Origin of the sequence: Gordonia sp. NPDC057258, assembly GCF_042668985.1 — a bacterium.
GTDB lineage: Bacteria > Actinomycetota > Actinomycetes > Mycobacteriales > Mycobacteriaceae > Gordonia > Gordonia hongkongensis.
The window spans coordinates 14,792-37,681 of sequence record NZ_JBHUXZ010000032.1 but is presented as its reverse complement, the minus strand read 5'-3'; the positions used below and the strand labels follow the sequence as shown (position 1 = coordinate 37,681).

The following is a 22,890-nucleotide window of genomic DNA, read 5'->3' as shown; positions in this document are numbered from 1 at the left end:
AACGGGGAGTGGCAGGTTCATGACGAGTCGGAAAAAGCAGATCCAGAGCGTGCTGGCGAAGGCGAGCAGCATGTACCCGAGCTCGGAACGCCCGCTGGCCGAGCCACCCGCCGGGTCGGACCTCAAGCCGGTGATGGGCGATCCGGGGATTCCGTACCTCGGCAACACTCTCGAAGCACTGGTCGACCCGCTGAAGACGGCGATGGAGCGCTTCGAGCGCTACGGCCAGGTCTCGTGGTCGGGCGCGCTGGGCATGAACATGGTCACGCTCGTCGGTCCGGATGCAATCGAAGCCGTCTGGATGAACCGAAAGAAGGCGTTCTCCAGCGAGCTCGGCTGGGAACCGATGATCGGCCCGTTCTTCCGCCGGGGCGTCATGCTGATGGATTTCGACGAGCACATGCAGCACCGCCGGATCATGCAGCAGGCGTTCAGCCGGCCGCGCCTGACCGGCTACCTCGACATCATGACCCCGCACATCGAGAAGACCCTCGCCAACTGGGAGGTCGGCAACGGCTTCAAGATGTACTCCCGCACCAAGGACCTCACGCTGTCGCTGGCGACCGAGGTGTTCATGGGTGCTCACGTCAGCGAGTCCGAGGCGCACCGCCTCGAGCACGCCTTCGAGGCAGCCGTGCGTGGCGGCCAGGCGATCGTGCGCAAGGACGTCGGCAACTGGACCTGGGCGCAGGGACTCCGCGGCCGCGAGGCGCTGCAGGAGTACTTCCGCTCCGAGATCCCGCTGCGTCGCGGCAACGACGCCGACGATCTCTTCAGCGTTCTCTGTAATGCCGAGAGCGACGAGGGTGAGACGTTCTCCGACGAGGACATCGTCAACCACATGATCTTCGTGATGATGGCTGCACACGACACCAGCACCATCGCGCTGTCGATGATGACCTACTTCCTCGGCAAGCACCCCGAGTGGCAGCAGCGTCTGCGCGAGGAGTCCCTGGCCCTCGACAAGCCGACGATCGACTACGACGACGTCGACAAGCTCCCCAGCATGGAGCTGGCCTTCAAGGAGACGCTGCGCCTCAACGCCCCGGTCGGGATGCTCTTCCGCATGGCGATCGAGGACACCGAGGTCTGTGGCCACTACATCCCGAAGGGCACGCTGCTCGCCATCCATCCGTGGGCGACGATGCTCCGCAAGGAATGGTGGCCCAACCCGACCCACTTCGATCCCGAGCGCTTCTCCGCCGAACGCCGCGGAGACAAGGTCCACCGCTTCGCGTGGGCACCCTTCGGCGGCGGCGCACACAAATGCATCGGCCTGTATTTCGGTGGTATGGAAGTGAAGTCGATCCTGCACCAGATGTTGCTGCGCTTCGAGTGGGACGTCCCGGCCGGCTACCGCCCGGAACTCACCTACGGCACCGGTCCGACCCCCGCCGACGGCCTCCCGATCAACCTGCGGCACCGCAAGATCTGACGGTTCCTCACACCCGAGGAGCGAGCCGCTCCACCGCTCCCCGGGGTGCGAGCAGCGCAAGTACCAGCCCACCGCTCACGGGGGTGCATGTAGCGCAAGTACTAGCCCACCCCTTCCCGAGGTGCGAGCAGCGCAAGCACCAGGCCACCGCTCCCCGGGGTGCGTGCAGCGCAAGCACCAACCCACCGCTCCCCGGGGTGCGAGTAGCGCAAGTACCAGCCCACCGCTCCCTGAGGTGCGAGGAGCGATAGCCGCCGGGCCGAGCAAGCGACGAAGGAGCGCGTCGAGGTCGACGAGCCACGAAGGGCCCCAGTCGATCTCACGACTGGGGCCTTCGTGGTTCGCGGCTCTTGCAACTCAAGGTCAGGAGTAGACAGGCGCAAGAAAATTCTCGTCCCCTTGAGCACGATCGAAGGGAATTATGCCCTTTGATCACGCTGAGAGGGACGGGTTTTGGCACGCCAGTGGTCCAACTGTGCGCAACCTCAGACCCCAACGGGTGAAGAGCGACGGCGACGACCTCAGCAGAGCCCCTCCCCGCTGATTGAGCCGGCACCGAGCGAAGCCGCCGGGCCGAGCAAGCGACGAAGGAGCGCGTCGAGGTCGAGGAGCCTCCGCCCCCGCTGATTGAGCCGGCACCGAGCGGAGCGAGAAGTCCACCCCCGCTGATTGAGCCGGCACCGAGCGGAGCGAGGAGCCGTGTCGAAATCACCTGGTGACCCGATGTCACCAAGTGATTCCGCACCACAACCCCCTACGACGCCCCGAGAATGCTGATCTCGAAGACGAGGGTGTCGCCGACCTCGATGTTCGCCTGCGGATTACCCTGCGCGTAACCGTCGGCCGACGTCATGGCGACGCCCACCTTCGACCCGACCTTCTGTCCCGCGATGGCCTTGCTGAACCCGGAGATCACGCCGTCGAGCGGGAACGTCACGGGGGAGCCGTTGGCGTAGGCGCTGTCGAAGGTCTCGCCGGTGCGGCCGTTCACGCCGACGTAGCAGACCGACACCGACGCGGTGTCCGGCACGACGGCGCCGTCCCCCTCGACGAGGACCTTGACCTGGGTCTCATCGACGCTGAACGGGTTCTCGACGGTGATGTCCGGGGCCTCGGTCGCGGTGGACGCGACCATCTGCAATCCACCGGTGGTGCCCTTCTCGGTCCACTGCGGTGTGGCGTCGGCGTTCGCCGGTGCGGTCGGGCAGCTCTCCGCTCCCGCTGCCGGGGTCTCGGATGCGCCGGTCGCTGCAGTCGCCATGGGTTCGGTTGTGCCCGAACCGGAATCGGAGTCGGAGCTGCAACCGGCGACAGCCAGGACGAGAGCGGTGCCGAGGGCGAGGGTCACGTTCTTGATGTTCACCCTCGGAACGCTACCCGAGGCGCGGCCCCTCACCGAGAGCCTCGACCGGCCAACAGTCGAGCAGCGCGCTCGAGATCGGCCCGCACGGCTTGCGCGGCCGGCCACCGCGTCGCGGTCAGCAACAGCCGGCCGATCGCGGGCACCGTGAGCACCGCCTCGGCATGCACGTCGGTGCCCCCATCCCGGCCGCCCCCGTCGCGTTCAGCGAACGTCAACGTGAGGACCGCGTCAATGGACCGCCACCACCCGATCTCCTGCCACCGTCGACGAGACTCGCAGGCGGTCACCTCCATCCGCGGTGATACCCCGGGTACGACGGTGACGTCGGTCCAGCTGGTGCCGACGTCACCCGCCCGGTCACCGATCGGCCGCAGGTCGTCGATGCGGCGCAGACTCGACTGCCATTCCGGTCGGTTCGTCGGGTCAGCGAGGTAGTCGAAGGTGACGTCGATCGGGGCGTCGAACGAGACCACCGTGTCGATGACGGTGACGCGGGCCGGGGAGAGCATCAGCGGATGAGCTCCGCGAGCTGCTCGACCTCGGCGACGCTGCCCGGCGACACGAGCATCATCGTCACCCCGCACGACTCCCAGACCTTGATCTGTTCACGCACGTGGTCCAGATCGCCGACGATCGCCGAGTCGTCCACAACGGCGTCGGGGATGATCTGCGCCGCTTCGTCTTTGCGGTTGCTGCGGAAGAGTGCGGTCACCTCGTCGACGACGTCGGAGTACCCCATCCGGCGGTACACCTCGGCATGGAAGTTGGTGTCCTCGCTGCCCATCCCGCCCATGTACAGCGCCAGGAACGGTTTGATCGCGGCGTAGGTACCTTCGCGGTCATCGGTGACGACGATCTGGGCGGTCGCGCACACCTCGAAGTCCTCACGACTGCGTCGTGCACCCGGGCGGGCGAATCCCCCGTCGAGCCACTCGTTGTACGTGTCGGCCATGCGCGGCGTGTAGAACAGCGGCAACCACCCGTCGGCGATCTCCGCGGCGAGCGCGACGTTCTTCGGCCCCTCGGCACCGAGCATCACGGGGATGTCGCTGCGCAGCGGGTGTGTGATCGGCTTGAGCGTCTTGCCCAGCCCCGATGCGCCCTCCCCGTTGAACGGCAGGGGATAGTGCGGTCCGGCGCTGCTGACCGGGGCCTCGCGGGCCCACACCTGGCGCATGATGTCGATGTATTCGCGGGTTCGGGCGAGGGGTTTCGCGAACTTCTGTCCGTACCAGCCCTCGACGACCTGCGGACCCGACACCCCGAGGCCGACGATGTGTCGCCCACCGGACAGGTGGTCCAGGGTCAGCGCGGCCATCGCGCAGGCGGTCGGGGTGCGAGCGGAGAGTTGCAGCACCGACGTCCCGAGCCGGACACGTTCGGTCGACGACCCGAGCCAGGCCAGCGGGGTGTAGGCGTCGGAGCCCCAGGCCTCGGCGGTGAAGATGCTGTCGAAGCCGGAGGCCTCGGCCGCGGCGACGATCTCGGCGTGGTGGGTCGGCGGTTGCGCGCCCCAGTAGCCCAGTTGCAGACCGAGTTTCACTGGCTGACCCCCTCGGACTCCGCTGTGTTCTCTGACTCCGCGGCGGCCTCGGCGGCGATCTGGTCGAACTGCGCGCCCATCGCCGCGGCCACGGCCTGCGCTCCCGACAGCGGGCGCACCATGACCATCAGGTCGTCGATCTTCCCGTCGTCGTCGACGTGGATGAAGTCGCAGCCAGTGATCTTCTTGCCGCCGACCACGGCCTCGAAGACGAGCGCCGAGTCGTGTCCGCCGGCGTCGTTGATCTCTCGGATGTAGCGGAAGTCCTCGAAGACCCGCAGCACGCCCCGCAGGATGGCCGACGTGATGGCCTTGCCCGGATACGGCTTGAATGCGACCGGACTGGTGAAGACCACATCGTCGGCGAGCAGTGCCCTCATCGCCTGCTCGTCACGCGCCTCGACGGCCTCTCGGAACTGCTTCATGCGTCGACCTCCCTGTCGATGATCCTGCGTCGACGCTAGTGGATGCCGGGCCGGTTGCGGACGGAAGGCGAGGAGCCAGCAGGACGACCAGCGCCGCCGCCAGCATCGCGATACCCACCCACCCGATCGCGGTGATGGATTCGGAGAGCACTCCGACGGCCAGTGCGGTCGCGACAGCAGGCTCGATCAGGGTGATGGTGGTGGCGGTCGAACTGTCGATCCGACCGAGTCCACGACTGAACAGCACGTACCCGAGGAACTGCGGAACAAGGACGAGGTAGGCGAGAACACCGAGGGTCTCGGGGTGCGCGACCACCGCCGGTACCCCGACCGCGACGACCGGCAACAGAAACAATCCGCCCAGTCCCATCACCGTCCCGGCCGCAGCGCCGCGCGGCACCGACCTGTTCATGAGCCGACGCATCGCCCACGACAACCCGGCGTAGGTGATACCCGCGAGCAGGCCGAGGCCGACACCGAGCGCCGACGACGAGCTCCCGCCGAGTGCGTCCGCGTGCGACGACTCGCTGCGCGACAGGGCCAACGCCGCACTGCCGACGATGCCGAGCGCGCACGCGATGGTCCACCGCAGGGTCAGCCTCCGCCCGTCGGCCACGCGCTCGATGACCGCCGACACCAGCGGAGCCGACGCCAACGACACGACGGTTCCGAGCGCGACGCCGCCGACCCGCATGGACCCGAAGAAGCAGAGGGGGTAGATCAGCACGCAGATCCCACCGAGAAGAGCGACCCGCCACTGTGCCGTCACCGACGACCACTCGGCCTGAATCCCGCGGGCGTTGACCGCCGCCTGCAACAAGCCGCCGCCACACATGGCCACGGCGCCGACAGTCACGGCACTGAGTTCGGGCGCCATCGCGGCGGCGGTACCCGACGTGCCCCACAGGATGGCGGTCAGGGCGACCGCCAGCATCCCGATGCGTTCGGTCCGACGGGCCTGGCTCATCCGTGGGTGCCGACCGGCGACGCCGGATGGGGGTGCCGCGCATAGAACTCGAGGTGCCGACGTGCCGCGTCGTCCCACGTGAGAGATGCGGCCAGGCCACGGCCCGACACGATGCGGTCGGGGTCGGGCACGAGAGAGGCGTCGAGGGCGTCGGCCAGTTCGGCGACGGTCGAGGCGTAGGAGACGGTCGTACCGAAGACCTCGCGCAGGATGGGGAGGTCGCGCGCGACGACGGGACGCCCCGCGGCGAGGGCTTCCATCGCGGCCAGGCCGAAGCCCTCCTTCACCGATGGGAACGCGAACACCCGGCAGGCGGCGACCAGTGCCGGCAGGTCGTCGTCGGGCACATTCCCGAGCACGATCGGTTCGACGTCGAGTTCAGCTCGCCGACGGTCGAAGTCGGCACGGTAGTCGCGGTAGTCGAACAGGGTCTCGCCGCCCGCGAAGACGAGCTTCAGGCCCGGGTGACGTTCGCGCAGTACGGCATACGCCTCCAGAAGGTCGATGCTGCCCTTGCGCGGTTCGATCCCCCCGACGGCGAGCACGTAGTCGCCCAGCTGATCCGACCAGTGTCGTCGTGCCTCGAGAGACTCCGGGGAGTCCGACGCCGCGCTCGCGAAGCGTTCGTAGGCAACGCCATTCGGGATCACCGTCGGATGCAAGTCCCAGCCCTGTTCGACTTCGTCGGCCACCGCACGCGACACACAGATGCGGGCGTAGGGGTTGACGACGGCCTTCTCGTGGCAGTCGACGAGGATCGGTGTCGTGAACTGGTCGAGATGGTGGATCGTGCGGATGCACGTCCCGACGGCGTTGGCGCTGATGCAGTCCTGGGCGTGCACGATGTCGAAGTCGGCCGGCTCGAAGGCGGCCCGCAGGGTGTCGATGGACCGCACGATGCGTTCGGTGATCGTCTCGTTCTCCCGGTCGGGGAACGGGACGAGCCGCACCCGCACAGCCGGATCCACCGCGCGGAAGAAGCCCTCGTCGCCACCGCGGGCGAGCGACCACACCGTCACCTCGGCGCCGAGACGAGCCATCGCCTCGGCCAGGTTCAACGTATGGACGACGCCGCCACGGGGTTTCGTCGAATAGGTCAGGAGAGCGATGCGTAGACTCGGCGTGCCGCTCATCGCTGGTCCGCCGACATCGTCGACCGGTAGGTGTCCGGCCGGAGTTCGGCGAGATGACTCAGGACGCGACGGGCCCGGTCGACCTCGGCGTCGACATCGACTGTCACCGTGGCCATTCCGCCTTTCGATCGAGTGGTCGCCAGAATGTCACCGCCGGGTCCGACGACCTTGGCCTGACCGAGGAAACGCAGCGATCCCATGACCCCGGTCTGGTTCGACGACACGACGAACACCTGGTTCTCCGCGGCGCGGGCGCAGTCGTAGAGGTCGAACAGGCGGGACTGGCGGTCGGCGGGCAGGCGAGCGGCGCGGTCGGTGACGCTGGCGGGCCACGCGGACAGTGCCGCGATGATTCGCGCGCCGTCGAGGGCGAGCGTGCGCGCCGACTCCGGGAACGTCTTGTCGTAGTCGATCAGCATGCCCAGACGGCCGACCGGGGTGTCGAACGAGCCGAACTGATCGCCCGCCGCGTAGGCGAGGGCCTCGCCGGCGGGTTGATGGACCTTGCGGTGTGTGCCCAGGACACCGTCTCCGGTAACACAGACGGCGGTGTTGAACCGCTGATCATCGACCGCTTCGGTGTACCCGATACACACGGTCATGTCACCGGCGGCGGCCGCGATCGCCGCGAGTTCCGGACCGTCCGGGTACAGCGCCGGGGGCAGTTCGGCCGGGTCGGGTCGTCGAAGATCGCCGAGGTATCCGCCCAGTGAGGCGTCGGGGAAGACGAGAAGGTCGACGCCGTCGCGCGCCGCGGATTCGACGATGCCGACCGCTTTGGCGACACCGCGTTCCACGTCGCGTCCGAAGTGCGCGGCGAGGGCGCCGAGGGTGACCGTCCTCATGGGCGAAGGGTACCGGTCGGATCCGTCGGCCGGCCGGGTCGCTGGGGAATCATGCGACGCCTAGTCCGGTGACCGTCGACGCGACGGCGACAGTCGTCTCGCCGTCGGGCCACCGCAGCCGCACGCCCGGTGAGGCGGTCAGCCGGCCGCAATCGGCGGTCGTCACCGGAGCGGGAGTGGGCACAGTGCGTCGGGTGCCGGCGCGGTCGGTGCTCAGCATCGCGTAGCCCGGGAAGCAGGTGAGCCACGCACCCATCGACGCGTCGCCGGGTCGCGGCACTGCCGTCACGTCCACCTCTGCACCGGTTCCCGACGCTTCGGCGAGCATGCCGAGCGTGCCGGCGATCCCGGCCATGCTGACGTCCTTGGCCGACGCGGGACGCACCGTTGCGAGATGGGATGTCATGGCGCACAGTTCGTCGCTGCTGCGCGAACTCGTCGAGTCCCACTGCCGGTCGTGATATCCGGGTCGCCAGGAGCCGCCGAGATCCGCGTGCAGGGTGACGGTGTCGCCGACCCGGCCACCGCCCGCGGGCAGGGGACTGGGCGTCGTGCCCAGCGCGGTCACCGACAGCGCAGACGGGACCCCGACCTGCGTGTGACCGCCGAGCACGGGTGTGCGCCATGCCTCCGCGGCCGAGCTTATCCCGCGGATGATGCGGGTCAGATGCGATGTCGTGGGCGCGCCGACGGCGTCGAGGAGACCGAGCGGCCGAGCCCCCATCGCGCTGAGGTCGTTGAGGTTGACGAGCACCGAACACCAACCGGCCCACTCCGGATCGCGTTCGATCATCGACGGGACGATGGCGTCGCAGGCGGCGATGACGTCGGTGCCCGGCAGCGGAACGCCGTCGTCGCCACGGAATCCAGCAGCTCCGAGACCGCCCGGTTGGTCTGCGAACGGCGCGAGTGCCTCGGCGAGAACCGCTTTCGTCCCGTCGACTGTGCGCTGAATTCGGTTGAGTGGGTAGCCCATCTCCCGATGCGGCCGCTCATTGATCACCGGGCCTGGCCCGCGGTCCTGCCAGCCGAGCCTCGAGAACATCGGTACGTACCGATCCTGGACGGTCGCGTCGAACCGCAGAGCACCCAGTTGTTCGACGTGCGCGCACGCCGCCCGCACGAGCGCCGGCCCGATCCCGGCTGCGTTGCCCGGATCGCCGACGACGAGCCGCGACCCGAACCACCATCCGATGTCGGTATGCGCGGACCCCGCCCACGGCGTGGGGGCGATTCGCACCCCACCCGCGATCGTCCCGTCGGGCAGTGTCGCGACTAGGACGGTGGTGCGCGGGTCGTCGTCGATGTCATCGACGTCGGTGCGGTCGAAAAGCGCCTGCCGATCGACGAATTCGCGGTGCCGCAGCACGCGATACGCCGCATGTTCCCGCGGGCTGTCCGCGACGGTGATCAGGAACTCCGACCGCGGCGTCGTGCGCGGCAGCCCCGACAGGATCGACAGCTCGCCCCGTGACAGCACGTCAGCCTCCGACCGTCGGCAGGACGCTACAGGCACCGCAAGCCGCGCAACCCGCACGTTGCTCCGACCCGGACATCCCGATGAAGCTCAGATGACCGGCCACCTCGCGGGTGATCTTCTCGACGATCGTGGGGTCGGGCGCCGGAGCGTTGTCGACGTCGACCGCGAGAGTCCCCGCGTGACGCCGGAACGGCACGATGAAGGGGTACACGCCCATGTCGGCGAGTTCTTTGGCGCCGGCGATCATCTCATCGGTGTCCTCGCCGAGGCCGACCAGCAGGTAGGTCGACACCTGGTTACGCCCGAACACCCGGACCGCCTCGGCCCACGCCGCCCGGTACTCCGACATCGGTACCGTCGATTTGCCCGGCATCCAGTGACGCCGCACGTCGCCGTCGAGGGACTCGACGTGGATGCCGATGGCGTCCGCACCGGCGTCGCGGAGTTCGGTCAGCACGGCGAGATCGGCGGGCGGTTCGCACTGGACCTGGATCGGCAGTTCGGGCACCGCCGCTTTGACCGCCCGGACGCACCGGGCGAGATGACGGGCCCCGCGGTCGCGTCCACCACTGGTGCCGGTGGTCATGACAATGTTGGTGACGCCGTCGAGATCGACAGCCGCACGGGCGACTTCGGCGAGTTGCTCGGGCTTCTTCACCGCGATCGTCGAGCCGGACTTCAGTGACTCCTCGATCGAACAGAACCGGCACCGCTGGTCCTCGGCGTAGCGGATACAGGTCTGCAGGACAGTTGTCGCCAGCACGTTGCGTCCGTGCAGGCGGGCGATCTTCTCGTAGCTCACCCCGTCCGCGGTCTGCAGGTCGTAGAACCGGGGGCGCCCGATCGCGCTGACCTCGACACCGATGTCGACGCCGTCGTACAGCACGCGATCACCGTCGAAGACGAACGGGCTCTGCGGGTTCCGCGGGATCGCGGCATGCAACCCGTCGACCATCAGGTGACCGTCGTCGCTGGGTCCCGCACCGCCGGTGCGCTGCACCGGAGGCTCCCCGCGAATACCGAGCAACGCCAGGTCAACTCGTGTGGATACCGTCATGGGTACTCCTTATCCTTTGCTCCCTGAGGTGCGAGGAGCGATAGCGACGAGCCTCGAAGGGCTCGGATGTTCCACTGCTGGTTGAGCCGACCCCGAGCGAAGCGAGGCGTCGTGTCGAAGCCACCAGGTGCCCCGCCCCGCCGGTTGACCGACGCCCGCCCTTCCGCTGGTTGAGCCGACCCCGCCCCCCGCTGGTTGAGCCGACCCCGAGCGAAGCGAGGCGTCGAGTCGAAGCCACCAGGTGACCCGCCCCGCCGGTTGACCGACGCCCGCCCTTCCGCTGGTTGAGCCGACCCCACCCCCCGCTGGTTGAGCCGACCCCGAGCGAAGCGAGGCGTCGAGTCGAAGCCACCAGGTGACCCGACCTCGGCAACCCAACCCTCGAAACCCACAGAACCCCAAACCTACTGCGCAACAACCAATTGCGCGCGTCCACCACGAACCGATCCAACAACATGCTCAGCCACATACCTCGCATCGCGATCGATACCAAGGAACCGCCCCGACCCCCAGGTGTGCATCCACGGCAACCCGACGAAGCTGAGCCCGGGGACTTCGGTGATCCCGCGGGTCTGCATCGGCCGGCCACCGCCGTCGAAGGCGCTGGCCTCGATCCACCGGTAGTCGGGTCGGTAGCCGATGGCCCAGATGATCGAGGTGACGCCTTCGGCCGCGAGATCGAGTTCGGTCGGATCGACCTCGGGCGCCCACACCGGTTCGTACCGCGATGCCTCCGGCGCCTCGATACCCAGTTTCTCGATGTGTCGGTCGATGTCACCGCAGATCGAGTTGTACACGGCGTCGGCCCGGTCGAGGGCGGCCGTCAGCGTTGGCGCGAACCGCAGCGTCGAGTCCTTACCGTCGCTGAGCACGCCGTACAGCTTCATCCCCTCGACGGCAAAGCGCCGGAGGTCGATGTCGCGGCCGCCGTCGCGGCCGGTGACGTAGTGATTCGTCTTCTCCTGCGCGGCACGGCCACCGGGGTACTCCTGGGTCGGTGTGTCGTAGAGACCCATGTCCGACAGCCACGTCATGCAGTCGCGGCCGCGATAGAACCGGGCGACCCGCGGTGCGTTACCGATCGCGAGATGCACCTGCCGACCGGCGAGGTGCAAATCCTCGGCGATCTGCGTGCCCGACTGCCCGGACCCGACGACCAGCACAGCGCCGTCGGGAAGTTGTTCCGGGTTGAAGTACTCCTCGGAGTGCACCTGGTGCACGGCCGGATCCAACGACGATGCGAACGGTGGCACCACCGGCAGGGGATATCCGCCGGTCGCGATGACGGCCTGGTCGCAGGTGAGCGACCGCATACCGTCGGGGCCGTCGAGGGTCAGCTCGAACCGATCACCGGACAGTCGTTGCAGACGAGTGACTTTCGTGTGTTCGACGAGGGGTGGTTCGAAGGTTCGGAGCCAACCGTGCAACCACTCCACGACCTCGTCACGGGTCATGAACCCGTCCGGATCCGGGCCGTCGTAAGAGTATCCAGGGAGCTTGCAATGCCAATTCGGTGTCACCAGCGTGAAGTTGTCCCACCGCTTGTCGGCCCACGCATGAACCGCGGTGTCGGCTTCGACGACGAGGTGTTCAACGCCCGCCTGCCCGAGGTACCAGCTGACCGAGAGGCCGGCCTGTCCGCCGCCGATGACGACGACCGGCACGTGTGCGTTCATGACAGCTCCTCATTGCTGGTTCCACTGCTGGTTGAGCCGGCGCCCCGACCGCTGGTTGAGCCGGGCCGGAGCGAAGCGACGCCGCGAGTCGAAGCCACTTCCGCACCCCCTCCGCTGGTTGAGCCGGGCCGGAGCGAAGCGACGCCCCGAGTCGAAGCCACCTCCGCACCCGGCAACGGCGGGTACATCGACACCACCTCGACCTCAGCGGCATCAGCATGCCGAGAGGCGTCGATAACGATCTCCTCCGCCGACGCCGCTGCCGAGGTACAGGCGAACCCGTACTTGGCACGGACACGCGCACTGGCCTCGTCGAGCGCGGTGGTGGCCCGCGACCGGAAGTCGTCGACGCGGTATGTACCCGGCGCGAGGTGGTCGTGCAGTACGAGGCTGGGGGAGTAGTACTGGCGCAACAGGCCGTCGGGCCAGCGCACCTGAACGGTCATCTCAGGCATGGGCGAGGTCCCGCCATGCGAAGGCCGTCGCGGCATCGGGGTCGGTGTCGGCCTCGACGAGCATCCCGTACACCTCAGGTCGACGGTCCCTCAGATGGAACATCCCGGCCCGCATGGCGGTGAAGCTCTCCGCGATGTCCACCTCGGCGACGGCCAGGCCGCTCCCGAGAAGTGTTGTGTCGAGGATGTTCCCACCGGGGTCGACGATCTTGGCATTGCCGACGTAGCGCAGCGACCCGAAGGTACCGCTCTGATTGGCCGCGACCCAGAACACCTGATTCTCCAGCGCGCGAGCGGTGTCGAAGAGATTGAACCGGTAGGTCCAGCGGTCTTCTTGCAGGTTCTCCGCGGTCGCGGTGCGGGCCGCCGGCCAGGCGGAGAGGCTGGCGATGATCTCGGCGCCCTTGAGCGCCATGATCCGGGCGGCCTCGGGAAACGCCTTGTCGTAACAGATCTGGAGGCCGATCCGGCCGACGGGCGTGTCGAACACGTCGTACCCGGTGCCCGACGAGTACGACATGTTCTCGCCGAGCGGTTGATGGACCTTGCGGTAGCTGCCGTAGATGGTGTTGCCGTCGAGGACGGCGGCCGCGTTGTAGCGGGTCTCACCGTCCTCGCCGAGTTCGCAGAACCCGATCGCCACCACGAGATCTCCCACGATGGACTGGACCCGGGCGATCTCGGGCCCGTCGAGGGAGATCGCCGGCGGTAGCGACCGGGCGCTGTTCTTCTGGGTGTCACCGTGGTTGCCCAGGGACGACAGGTATCCGCCGATCGCCGCCTCCGGGAACACCAGAAAGTCGACGCCCCGCGTCCGTGCTTCGGCGACGTACTGTTCGATCGTCGCGTAGTTCTGCTCGAGATCGCGGGTGAAGTTCGCCGCGACGGTTCCGATGGTGGTCATGTGATTCCCAAGGTCGGTGATGGTTCTGCGGGTGAGTGGTCTCTGCAGGATGAGCAGGCTAGGCGCATGAGCGGCGCCTGGCCCCTCCGCTGGTTGAGCAGGCGAGGAGCGAAGCGACGAGCCGTGTCGAAACCACTCCCGCCCAACATTTCTGGACCGAACTCAGACCATGTAGGTCGAGTTGATGATCGCGCCCTTGCGTGCGTAGTGGATGAGTGCGTCCTGGACGTCGAGCGGGTGTGCCGGGATGACGCCTTCGATCAGGTCCTCTTCACGTCCGCCGTGCAGCGCGAGGCCGAAGCGGCAGCAGAACACGGTGCCGCCTTCAGAGATGAAGGTCTCGAGCGAGTTGTTGATGTTCTGCTCGCCTGGGAATCCGGAGTCGCCGGTCGTAGGGAATCCCCGTGTGGCAAGGCAATTGATGGCACCGGGTCCGTAAAAGTACATGGCCGATTCGAAGCCCTTGCGGAGCGCGCGAGTGGCCTGCAGAACGGCGACGAACGACACCGACGACTCGTGGGCGATACCGTGCACGAGCGTGAAGTACGACTCACCGTCCTCCGCCTGGTAGTCCGGGAAGATCTTGGTACCGCCATAGATGTTGGAGCCCTTGGGAAGTGACGGGTGGGGGATCTCCGCCAGCGACGCGGCGATGTTCTCGGTGATGGTTTCGTCGAAAGAAGGCACAAGAACTCCTGGGATGGCGAGACGAGACGATGTCTGTGAGTGATCGGCCGCATGGCGGCTCGACGTGCGAGGGTGGATCGGGCATCATTGCCCTGAGTGGTTCGACCGGAGATCCGGTCTCATCGAGTAGCTATTGCTTGCTACGACACACAGTTCACTCGCCATCGATTACCGAATGGTTTCCGGCGGAATAAAGAAGACCCGGATTTGCGTAACACGACCCTAGTCGGTCGACCGACTCGACCAGACTTGCCCGACACATGAAAAATCCGACGAACCGGTCGGGTCGGGGGTCTGACCGGTTCGTCGGACGAGACCCAGTGTATCCCTCCTGCCGAAACCGGGTCCATCGAGGTATCCGCAATTCTGTGACCGGTTGGATTGCAGATCCTTCATCGCCGCTTGCTCCCCGAGGCGCGATGAACCACCAACTGCTCCCTGGGCCCCGTAGCGTGCGGAGGGCCGTCACGAAGGGCCCGGAACCAGCCACCACACACCCCCGCGCGCCGCCCTCGCCATCGCCGGCGACTCGTAGCAACCTTGTCTTCATGCTGACTGCGGTTCTGTACGGCCTCGCGACCGCCATCCCGATCGCGGTCGGTGCGGCGATCGGTCTGCGCTGGAACCTGCCGAATCCGATCCTGGCGACGCTCATGGCCTTCGGCGCGGGCACGATGATTGCGGCCGTCACGAACGAACTCTTCGAACCCGCCTTCACGCAGGCCGGCACCGGCGTCGCTGCCCTCGCGCTGTTCTCCGGGACCGCGGTCTACGTCGTGGCCGACCGGCTCGTCGAGACCAAGCTCGGATCCACTGCGATCGGTCCCGCACTGATGATCGGCGTCTTCCTCGACGGCGTGCCGGAGAACACCGCGCTCGGCGTCTCACTGACCGCGGGTGGTTCGCTCGTGCTGGTGGTGGCCATTGCCGTCGGCAACGTCCCGGAAGCGGTGAGCGGCGCGTCGTTGATGCGCCGCGAGCACGACGCTTCGGGCCGCTCGGCGCTCGCGATGTGGACGTTCACCGCCGTCGTCCTGGTTGCGGTCACGGTGGGCGGTTACGCGATGGCCGACAACATCTCACCGACCGCGATCAGCGTCGTCCAGGCGTTCGCCGGCGGAGCGACGCTCGGCGTCCTCGCGAACTCACTGATGCCGGAGGCCTACCGCGAGGGCGGCTGGTGGGTCGGCCTGGCGACCGCGGCGGGTTTCCTGCTCGCGTTCGTCCTTGGGTGAGTGAGCGTCACCAACTAACTGAGCGACGCTCTTCTCCCTGATCCGAAAGTCCGCAAACCGCTGCGCCCTAGTTCGAAAGAACGGCGAGATCGACGGTCGGGCGGGCGACCGGCGGACTTCAACTCGACCGATGGACTTCGATCAAAGTCCAGGAGTCGAGTTGAAGTCTGTTGGTCGCGAACGGGGTAGTGCGCGCGAGACAGGCGCGCTGTCTGAGCTCGATTCGCGCGTGCTGGTATAGCTTCCCCGGCTGGAAGATGAGGCGGTCCCAAAGCAGGTGCGGCCCGTAGCCTCGAGGCAGGTCCTTCGTCGTCCACGATGGCCGGCAGGCCGCAAGTACTGAGGTGCGAGGGAGCGCAAGCCGCCGAGCCGAGCAAGCGACGGAGGAGCGCGTAGAGGTCGACGAGGCACAAAGGGCGCAACACCACAACCCTCAGTGCGTCTGCGCAGCCTCCGGATCGCCCTCGACATGCCCATCCGCCAGCTCTGACAACGCCCGGAACACGCGCTTCGACGCCTCGGCCCACGGCATGAGGATGGGGAAGACGTGGAACATGCCGGGTTCTTCGATGGCGTGCGTCGTCACGTCCGACGCCTCGAGGCGTGCCGCGAAGTCGCGTATGCCGTCGCGGAACATCTCGCTACCGCCCCAGCACACGAACGTCGGTGGGAACCACGATGGGTCGGGCTCGCCGTTGATGGGCGACACCCGTGCGTCGTTCGGCTGGACGCCATGCAGGTACGGCGTGACCGGGATGCTCCAAGGGAGGATGTCGTAGGGCGCGTTGTCGGTGATCGACGGGTGGTCGAGGTCAAGGTCGATCTCTGGGGAGAACAGCGCCAAAGCGCCCGGACGCGGCAGGTCGTGGTCCCGAAGGTAGGCCACCAGCGACGCCGCGAGCCCACCGCCACCGGAGTCGCCGGCGACGATGATGTGTTCCGGGTCGACGCCGCGGCCGAGGAGTCCGCGATAGACGTCGGCGGCGTCGTGAACGCCTGCGGGGAAGGGGAATTCGGGTGCCATCCGATAGTCGGCGATGAACACCTCGTGGCCGGAGATCCGTACAAGTGACGACGCGAACGCCGAGTACATCATCGGCGAGGTACCGATGTACCCGCCGCCGTGGAGGTACAGGATGGTGGCGCCGATCTCCTGCTTGTCGTCGCAATCGTCGACAAATGCGTCGGAACTCGCCTTGGCGCGACACCACAGCCCGGGCACGCCGCCGACGATGTCGTCGGTGAGTTCGACGCCGTCGGTCAGCTCGACGAAGGGCGGCATCACGACGCGGCACACGTCGTCGAGGATCTTCTCCATCGACCGGAACTCCTCGATCGGCAGTCCCATCGAGTAGCCCATGAACGCGCGGATGGTCTGGCGGGTGACGGACTGGCCAAGGTTGTCGAGCAGCCCGGACGGACCCGACCACGGCTTGCGGAACGGTACCCGCGCGAGGCCGTTGATCATGCTCTGCGCGAGTCCGACGACGGTCAGCGCGGTCACCGGCGCCGACGCGGTCTGGACCTCCGGACGATCAGCCATCACCATGCCGCCAAGCGTAACGAGCGTGCCGATGCCCGGCTGGACACGCGACCCACCGGGTGGGGCGGCGGCCGCTGGGCGTGGCAGACTACCCGGGTCCTCTAGTCCCCGAGATCCCCGTGAGGCGGCGATGGAGTTCTCAGCCTTCCCGGCTCCGGTCGAGGCCCCCGGCGCGTCGAGCGGCGCCGAGTCCGTGCAGCTCACGCTGGCCGACGCGTGGGAATCGAACCGCTCGATCCAGAAGTCGGCGGTGGGTCGACTCTTCGCGGCCACCAACTCGGCTCTCTACGTCACCTTGATGGAACGGCACCTCGACTACGGCGCCAAACTGTCGGAGACCGAGCTGACGGTGCGGCTGGACCGCGACCTCGCCGACCTCGACCTCACCGATCAGGCCACCGGCCTCGAGCTGGTCAAACTCTGGGCCCGGCAGGGCTGGCTCCACCGCGTCACCGACACCTCCGACCCGCACGCCCCCAACCTCTGCCATCTCACCAGCGAGGCGCGGTCGGTCCTGGACTTCATGCGGCGTCAGCGTCGTGAGGATTCGATCGCCACCGGCGGCTCCATCACCGGTATCGCCGCCGAACTCCGACGCGTCGCGGGTCAGGTCAGCAACGACCCCGACCAGATCCGTTCGGAGATCGAGGCGCAGATGTCCGACCTCGACGCCGAACTCGCCGACCTCGACGCCGGCCGACGCCCCCCGGTCGACCTGCGCGTCGCCGAGGACGCCGCCCGCACCATCGGCTATCAGATGGAGCAGATCATCTCCGACATCGGCCAGTACGGCACGATGCTCGACCGCATCACCACCGCGCTGCTCGACGACCCGGGCGACTCCGACCTCGCCTACCGCGACCGCCAGCGCCAACTCTTCGACGACTACGAGGCGCTCCTCGACTCGCCCCAGTCCGCGTCGTACCAGGCGTTCTCGCACCTGATCCAGGATCCGGAGCGTCGTGCCCGCCTGAAGACCGACATCGAGACCATCATCGACAGCTTCCCGGGCATGGACGCGGGCCTGCGGTCGGTGATGGACAACTTTTTCGGCCTCGTGACCCAGCAGATGGCCGAGGTCGGCCGCACCCGCCAGCGGTGTGCACGCCGTATCCGACGCTTCGTCGCGTCCGGCACGCTCGAGCAGAGCCGCGGTCTGGCCCGCCAGCTCAACGACGCCCTGGCCACCGCCAACGAACTACTCAAGACGTCGCTCGCGGACCGTCGCATCGGCTACGAGCTACCCCTGGCCGCGCCAACGGTGAGCTCGATCGGCCGACTCGCCTTCGAGATCCGCGAACACGTCCCGCCCGCGCCCGCTCTCCCGGCCGCCCTCGACGCCGACCTCACCTCGTTCGCGTCGCTGTCCGGTCAGGTCGACACCACCGAACTCACCGACACCGTGAATGCCGCGGTCGCCACCGGACCGGTCGCCCTCGCCGACGTCATCGACGGACTCGAGGAGCCGTACCTCGCGCACGTCATCGTCCTGTGGTCGTGGGCCTCGAAACAGCAAGCGGCAGGGGAGAAGGTACCGATGACCACCGTTCGCTTCCGGTCCCTCATCGGCGACGACCACGCCATCGAAGTCCCCGACCTGACCTTCACCGAACCGATTCCGACTGCGGAGGTCGACGCCGAATGACCACCACCGACGAGACCAACCCCGGCTCCGGCGAGACTCCACCCCCGCTCCCTGAGGTGCGAGCGCAGCGAGCCTCGAAGGGTCCCAACACCGACCATGCGACCGACGCCGACTCTCAGCCCCCTGAGTCGCGAGCTGACGACCCCGTGCTCCCTGAGGTGCGAGCGCAGCGAGCCACGAAGGGCGCCCCCGAGTCCGACGCTGCCAGCAGCACCCCCGAAGAATTCGCCGGCTTCGACGACCTGCCCACCGTCGCCAACCGCGCGGCGACCCACACGCCGAACGCGCCTCGTTTCGACGGCGACGTCAGCGAGCTACCCGACCGCGCATGCTGGGCGCTGCAGAACCTGTTGACCCGCCGCTACATCAGCGGTGACCGACAGCCGCAGCTGTGGTCGTGGGTGGCTGAGTACCAGGACGTCCTGCGCGGCCGTCTCTCCGAACTCGACCTCCGGCTGCGCATCGTCGACGAACTGCAGGTCGCCTTCGTCGAGCAGGCCGGTTACGACTCCCGCTGGGGCCGAAAGATTCTCAAGCGCGAGACGATTCACACCTACGACGCCATCCTGGCGTTGCACCTGGCCAAGTACGTGCGCGCCGCTCGCGACGAGCCGGTCCTGATCACCCGCGAAGAGATCCACGAGCTCTTCGCCGGCGTCACCAACACCATCGACCGCGACCTCGCGCTCTTCGACAAACGCATCGAACGCGCCCTCGACAAGATGGAAGAGCTCGAGTTCCTCCGCAAGCAGCGCGACGACGCCGACACCTTCATCGTCAGCCCGGTGATCTCCGCGGTCATGACGGCGTCGGTGATCACCGACCTACAGCGGCAATTCGAGCAGTTCATCGGATCCGGTGACACCGGCGAAGTGCCCCCGGAGGACCTCGCCGACGAACCCGCGGAACGCGACGACGACGCAGCCGACCTCGACAACGCCTACGGCGAGAACGACGAAGGAGACGACTGGTGAGCGGGCAGGTCGACCAGTACCACCTGTCCCGGTTGCAGCTGATCAACTGGGGCGTGTTCGACGGGTATCACTCGATCCCGTTCAGTCCCAACGGTTCTCTGATCACCGGGTCGTCGGGTAGCGGTAAGTCGTCGTTGCTCGACGCCATCTCGCTGGCGTTCCTGCCAGATCATCGACGCAACTTCAACGCCTCGGGCGATGCGACGGCGGCCGGATCGTCCAGCGGCAAGCGCACGGTCGGCAAGTACGTGCGCGGCGCGTGGGGTGAGCGACGCGACGGCACCAACGCCCACCGCGAGATCATGTACCTGCGTGGCACCGGCCCGGCATGGGCGGCCATCGCGGTCACCTACACCTCCAGCTCCGGTGAGGCCATCACCGGCCTGGTGCTGAAATGGCTTGCCGCGGGCAAGATGACCGACGCGCACAGTTCGTACTTCATCTACGACGGCGACGCCGACATCGTCGAGGCCTGCAACGAGTGGGCCGCCAACAACTACAACTCGGCCAAGTTCCGCGACCGCGGCTGGCGCGGCGGCCCCGGCGAGGGCAAATACCTCTCGACGCTGTACTCGCTCATCGGCATCCGCGGCTCCGACGCCGCGCAGCAGCTCCTCGGAAAGGCCAAGTCGCTCAAGAGCGTCGGCGGTCTCGCGCAGTTCGTGCGGGAGTTCATGCTCGACGCCCCGACCAGCATCGTCGGGATCGCCGACGCCCTCGACCAGATAGACCCGCTCGTCGAGGCCCGCGAACTGCTCGACGTCGCGCGCCGCAAGCGCACCATCCTCGGCAACATCGAGGAGGTGCACGAGCGGTACGCGGGGGAGTCGGCCACCTTCTCCGTCCTCGACACCATCGACAACACCACCATCCGCAGCTACGTCAACAACCTGCGGATCCACAACGCGCAACCGGAAGTCGCCGACCTCGACGACCAGATCACCCGTCTCGACGGGGATCTCGCCGCGCTGACCACCAAGCACGACCAGCTCCGCCAGGACCACAGCCTCCTGCTGTCCCGGATCGCCACCTCCACCGGCGACCTCGCCCCGCTGCGCGAACAGCTCGGCGGCGCACAGAAACTCAGCACCGAGGTCACCGCGCGGCGCAACGCGTACGAGGACAAGGTCTCCGCGCTCGGCTTCACCCCGCCCACAAGGGCCGAGGGCTTCTGGCTGCTGCGCGAGGAACTCACCGAGGAGGCCGCCAAGATCGACGGCCAGCTCGACGCCGGTCGCGCCCACTATGCCGAGGCGCTGGCCAGCGAGGTCGCCGCGCGCACCCGCCGCGATGCCGCGATGGAGGAGCTCGGCCGCGTCGAGAACGCCGGCTCCGCACTGCCGCGCACCGAGCACGAGATGCGCCGCGCCATCGCCCACGGACTGCAGATCGACGAGTCCGAGCTGAAGTACGTCGCCGAACTGGTCGAACTCGACCCCGACGAAGAGCGCTGGCGTCTGGCCGTCGAGAAGGTGCTGCGCAACGTCGGCCTGCGTTTGCTCGTGCCCGACAAGCACTTCCGTGCCGCCCTGCGGTTCGTGAACTCGCACGACATGCGTGGTCGGATCCAGCTGCATCAGGCTGACTCTCGCCCGATGCCGGTTCTGGAGCCGGGCACTCTGGCGTCGAAGCTCCGTCCTGTTGATGCGTCGCACCCGTGTGCCGCCGAGGCGATGACGGTCCTGTCGAAGCTGGGCAACCACATGTGCGTGGACAGTCCCGGCGAGTTTTCGCAGCACGCCAAGGCCGTCACCGACCAGGGTCTGCGCAAGGATTCGGCGAAGCTCGCGGTCAAGGACGACCGCCAGCAGCTCCGCCGGTCGCAGTACATCTTCGTCGGCGACGTCGCATCGAAGATCGCTGCGCTCCGCGACGAACTCGAGTACGAGGAACGGGCCTTCGAGGATGCCCGCCAGGACTGCGCCGAGCTCGATCGGGAGCGCAGCGCCAAGGAACGACGCCGCGACGCGTATCGCCGTGTGTGCGAGCAGTTCACGCAGTGGAACGAGATCGACGTCGACTCCGTCGATGACCGCGTCGACCAGCTCACCGATCAGTACGACCTCCTGATCGAGGAGAATCCCGACGTCGAGGCGTTGCAGCGCAAGGCCGAGGACCTGTGGGAGCAGGTCCGCAACGCAATCTCGCAGGCCGCGTTGGTCAAAGACAAGATCGCCCGTCAGGATTCGCGGCGCACGCAGCTCCTCGACCTCATCGACCGGTTGAAGCCCGAAGACGTTCCCGCTCAGGCGGAGAAGACCCTCGACGGTTTCCGCGAGGACCTCTCGGCAACCCTCGACGTGCTCAACCCGGAGCCGTACCGCCAGGAGATCGTCAAGGCCGCGAGCCGCGAGCGCGACCGGATGCGCTCTGATGCCCGACGATCACGCGACGAGCTGGCCCGGATCCTGGACACCTACGACGAGGAGTTCCCTGACGCCATCCCCAACGACAGTGACGACTTCGACGAACGCATCCACGACTATGTCGCCGTCTGCCGCCGCATCGACGAGCGCGAGCTGCCGTCGGCCTACGAGCGGATGCGCCGCCTGATCACCGAGCAGGCCCCCGGCGCGATCCTCGGCCTGCACATGGCCGCCGACGCCGAGGAACGACGCATCGTCGAGCAGATCGAGCGCGTCAACACCGGGCTGGGTGCGGTGGCGTTCAACCGCGGCACCCGCCTGCGGCTGGTCCCGGGCCGCAAGAAGCTCGCCGCGGTCGAGGAGCTGACCGAGAAGGCCCGCCAGATCTCCAACCGCGCAACGGCGGTCAGCTTCGGTGATGAGCAGGCCATCCTCGAGCAGTACTCCGATATCCTGCTGCTGCGCGAACGCCTCGCGGGCAACACCCCGGAGGATCGTCAGTGGACGCGCGACGCTCTCGACGTGCGCAACCGCTTCGACTTCTACTGCGAGGAGCACGACGCCGAGACCGGCGAGACCATCCGCACCTACTCGAACGCCGGCGACAACTCCGGTGGCGAGCAGGAGAAGCTGATGGCCTTCTGTCTCGCCGGTGCGTTGAGCTTCAACCTGGCGAGCCCGCACGGAAACGACAACCGGCCGATATTCGCCCAGCTGATGCTCGACGAGGCGTTCTCCAAGTCCGACCCGCAGTTCGCCCAGCAAGCGCTATCGGCATTCCGCAAGTTCGGGTTCCAGCTGATCATCGTTGCCACGGTCCAGAACACCAGCACGATCCAGCCGTACGTGGACAACGTGGTGATGGTGTCTAAGACTGAGGTCGGTCCTGAGTTGCGGCCGGTTGCAACGGCTACGTCGACGGGGATCAAGGCGTTCTCGGAGTTGAGGCGGTCGGGGAGTCAGTTGTCGGTGTAGGGGAGTCAGTTTAGTGGTTTGGCAGTTGACTGCGGATTGCACGCTGCCACGGGGTCTTCGGTGGGTAGTTTCCACCAGCGCCGCCGCCGGTGGACAGGTGGGCTCTCGGGCGTCCTGCCCGCGGTCGCATTCGACAAAGATCTGACGTGAAAGGCTGCGACACGGTCTCAATGGGGAGCGCG

Annotated in this window: 19 protein-coding genes; 5 read left to right on the top strand and 14 right to left on the bottom strand. The window is 67.4% G+C overall.

All coding sequences use genetic code 11. The features are described 5' to 3' along the window. The first annotated feature begins 19 nt into the window (after window positions 1-19). The gene (locus tag ACFUEJ_RS19085; RefSeq protein ID WP_388031205.1) at window positions 20-1,435 is read left to right on the top strand and encodes a cytochrome P450; all 1,416 of its coding nucleotides are present in this window, start codon (window positions 20-22) and stop codon (window positions 1,433-1,435) included. Window positions 1,436-2,189: 754 nt separating this feature from the next. On the opposite strand, the gene ACFUEJ_RS19080 is transcribed toward ACFUEJ_RS19085, so the two are convergent. From ACFUEJ_RS19080 to ACFUEJ_RS19020, 13 genes are all read right to left on the bottom strand, one after another. Further along, entirely contained in the window at window positions 2,190-2,798 is a 609-nt protein-coding gene (locus tag ACFUEJ_RS19080; RefSeq protein WP_388031203.1) for an FKBP-type peptidyl-prolyl cis-trans isomerase, read from the bottom strand. A gap of 29 nt (window positions 2,799-2,827) precedes the next feature. Next, the gene (locus ACFUEJ_RS19075; protein WP_388031201.1) at window positions 2,828-3,307 is read right to left on the bottom strand and encodes an SRPBCC family protein; all 480 of its coding nucleotides are present in this window, start codon (window positions 3,305-3,307) and stop codon (window positions 2,828-2,830) included. Continuing rightward, on the bottom strand, window positions 3,307-4,341 hold the full coding sequence (locus ACFUEJ_RS19070) for an LLM class F420-dependent oxidoreductase (protein ID WP_388031199.1): 1,035 nt from the start codon (window positions 4,339-4,341) through the stop codon (window positions 3,307-3,309). Before ACFUEJ_RS19070 ends, ACFUEJ_RS19075 begins: the two co-directional genes overlap by 1 nt. Continuing rightward, window positions 4,338-4,766 carry a nuclear transport factor 2 family protein gene (locus ACFUEJ_RS19065; protein ID WP_388031196.1) on the bottom strand — a complete coding sequence of 143 codons (429 nt, stop codon included), beginning with the start codon at window positions 4,764-4,766 and terminating at the stop codon, window positions 4,338-4,340. The genes ACFUEJ_RS19070 and ACFUEJ_RS19065 overlap by 4 nt, the downstream gene beginning before the upstream one ends. Then, window positions 4,732-5,733, bottom strand: a complete 1,002-nt coding sequence (locus tag ACFUEJ_RS19060) for an EamA family transporter (RefSeq protein ID WP_338857649.1) — start codon at window positions 5,731-5,733, stop codon at window positions 4,732-4,734. Before ACFUEJ_RS19060 ends, ACFUEJ_RS19065 begins: the two co-directional genes overlap by 35 nt. Then, window positions 5,730-6,866, bottom strand: coding sequence for an MSMEG_0565 family glycosyltransferase (locus tag ACFUEJ_RS19055; protein ID WP_338857650.1), 1,137 nt, complete (start codon window positions 6,864-6,866; stop codon window positions 5,730-5,732). The genes ACFUEJ_RS19060 and ACFUEJ_RS19055 overlap by 4 nt, the downstream gene beginning before the upstream one ends. Then, complete coding sequence (locus tag ACFUEJ_RS19050; RefSeq protein ID WP_058250470.1) at window positions 6,863-7,711, bottom strand: carbon-nitrogen hydrolase family protein; 849 nt, start codon at window positions 7,709-7,711, stop codon at window positions 6,863-6,865. The genes ACFUEJ_RS19055 and ACFUEJ_RS19050 overlap by 4 nt, the downstream gene beginning before the upstream one ends. Window positions 7,712-7,760: 49 nt before the next feature. Further along, window positions 7,761-9,191 carry an MSMEG_0567/sll0787 family protein gene (locus tag ACFUEJ_RS19045; RefSeq protein WP_338857651.1) on the bottom strand — a complete coding sequence of 477 codons (1,431 nt, stop codon included), beginning with the start codon at window positions 9,189-9,191 and terminating at the stop codon, window positions 7,761-7,763. A 1-nt stretch (window position 9,192) separates the two neighbouring features. Beyond that, the gene (locus ACFUEJ_RS19040; RefSeq protein WP_388031191.1) at window positions 9,193-10,248 is read right to left on the bottom strand and encodes an MSMEG_0568 family radical SAM protein; all 1,056 of its coding nucleotides are present in this window, start codon (window positions 10,246-10,248) and stop codon (window positions 9,193-9,195) included. A 404-nt stretch (window positions 10,249-10,652) separates the two neighbouring features. Continuing rightward, complete coding sequence (locus ACFUEJ_RS19035; RefSeq protein WP_388031188.1) at window positions 10,653-11,924, bottom strand: MSMEG_0569 family flavin-dependent oxidoreductase; 1,272 nt, start codon at window positions 11,922-11,924, stop codon at window positions 10,653-10,655. Next, on the bottom strand, window positions 11,921-12,379 hold the full coding sequence (locus tag ACFUEJ_RS19030; protein ID WP_388031185.1) for an MSMEG_0570 family nitrogen starvation response protein: 459 nt from the start codon (window positions 12,377-12,379) through the stop codon (window positions 11,921-11,923). Before ACFUEJ_RS19030 ends, ACFUEJ_RS19035 begins: the two co-directional genes overlap by 4 nt. Next, window positions 12,372-13,283, bottom strand: coding sequence for a carbon-nitrogen hydrolase family protein (locus ACFUEJ_RS19025; RefSeq protein ID WP_388031182.1), 912 nt, complete (start codon window positions 13,281-13,283; stop codon window positions 12,372-12,374). The genes ACFUEJ_RS19030 and ACFUEJ_RS19025 overlap by 8 nt, the downstream gene beginning before the upstream one ends. A gap of 162 nt (window positions 13,284-13,445) precedes the next feature. Further along, on the bottom strand, window positions 13,446-13,970 hold the full coding sequence (locus ACFUEJ_RS19020) for an MSMEG_0572/Sll0783 family nitrogen starvation response protein (protein WP_388031179.1): 525 nt from the start codon (window positions 13,968-13,970) through the stop codon (window positions 13,446-13,448). A 548-nt stretch (window positions 13,971-14,518) separates the two neighbouring features. Here ACFUEJ_RS19020 and ACFUEJ_RS19015 point away from each other — a divergent pair. Continuing rightward, on the top strand, window positions 14,519-15,205 hold the full coding sequence (locus ACFUEJ_RS19015) for a ZIP family metal transporter (RefSeq protein ID WP_388031177.1): 687 nt from the start codon (window positions 14,519-14,521) through the stop codon (window positions 15,203-15,205). 433 nt (window positions 15,206-15,638) lie between these two features. Here the strand turns inward: ACFUEJ_RS19015 and ACFUEJ_RS19010 are convergent, their stop codons facing one another. Next, entirely contained in the window at window positions 15,639-16,754 is a 1,116-nt protein-coding gene (locus ACFUEJ_RS19010; RefSeq protein ID WP_065631923.1) for an alpha/beta hydrolase, read from the bottom strand. Between the two features lie 124 nt (window positions 16,755-16,878). Here ACFUEJ_RS19010 and ACFUEJ_RS19005 point away from each other — a divergent pair, with 124 nt between their 5' ends. The 3 genes from ACFUEJ_RS19005 to ACFUEJ_RS18995 are packed head-to-tail and all read left to right on the top strand — an operon-like array spanning window position 16,879 to window position 22,708. Beyond that, complete coding sequence (locus ACFUEJ_RS19005) at window positions 16,879-18,393, top strand: DUF3375 domain-containing protein (protein ID WP_388031174.1); 1,515 nt, start codon at window positions 16,879-16,881, stop codon at window positions 18,391-18,393. Next, window positions 18,390-19,367: a DUF4194 domain-containing protein gene (locus ACFUEJ_RS19000; RefSeq protein ID WP_388031171.1), complete on the top strand. Its 978-nt coding sequence runs from the start codon at window positions 18,390-18,392 to the stop codon at window positions 19,365-19,367. Before ACFUEJ_RS19005 ends, ACFUEJ_RS19000 begins: the two co-directional genes overlap by 4 nt. Then, window positions 19,364-22,708, top strand: a complete 3,345-nt coding sequence (locus tag ACFUEJ_RS18995; RefSeq protein ID WP_388031169.1) for an ATP-binding protein — start codon at window positions 19,364-19,366, stop codon at window positions 22,706-22,708. Before ACFUEJ_RS19000 ends, ACFUEJ_RS18995 begins: the two co-directional genes overlap by 4 nt. The last annotated feature ends 182 nt before the right edge of the window (window positions 22,709-22,890 follow it).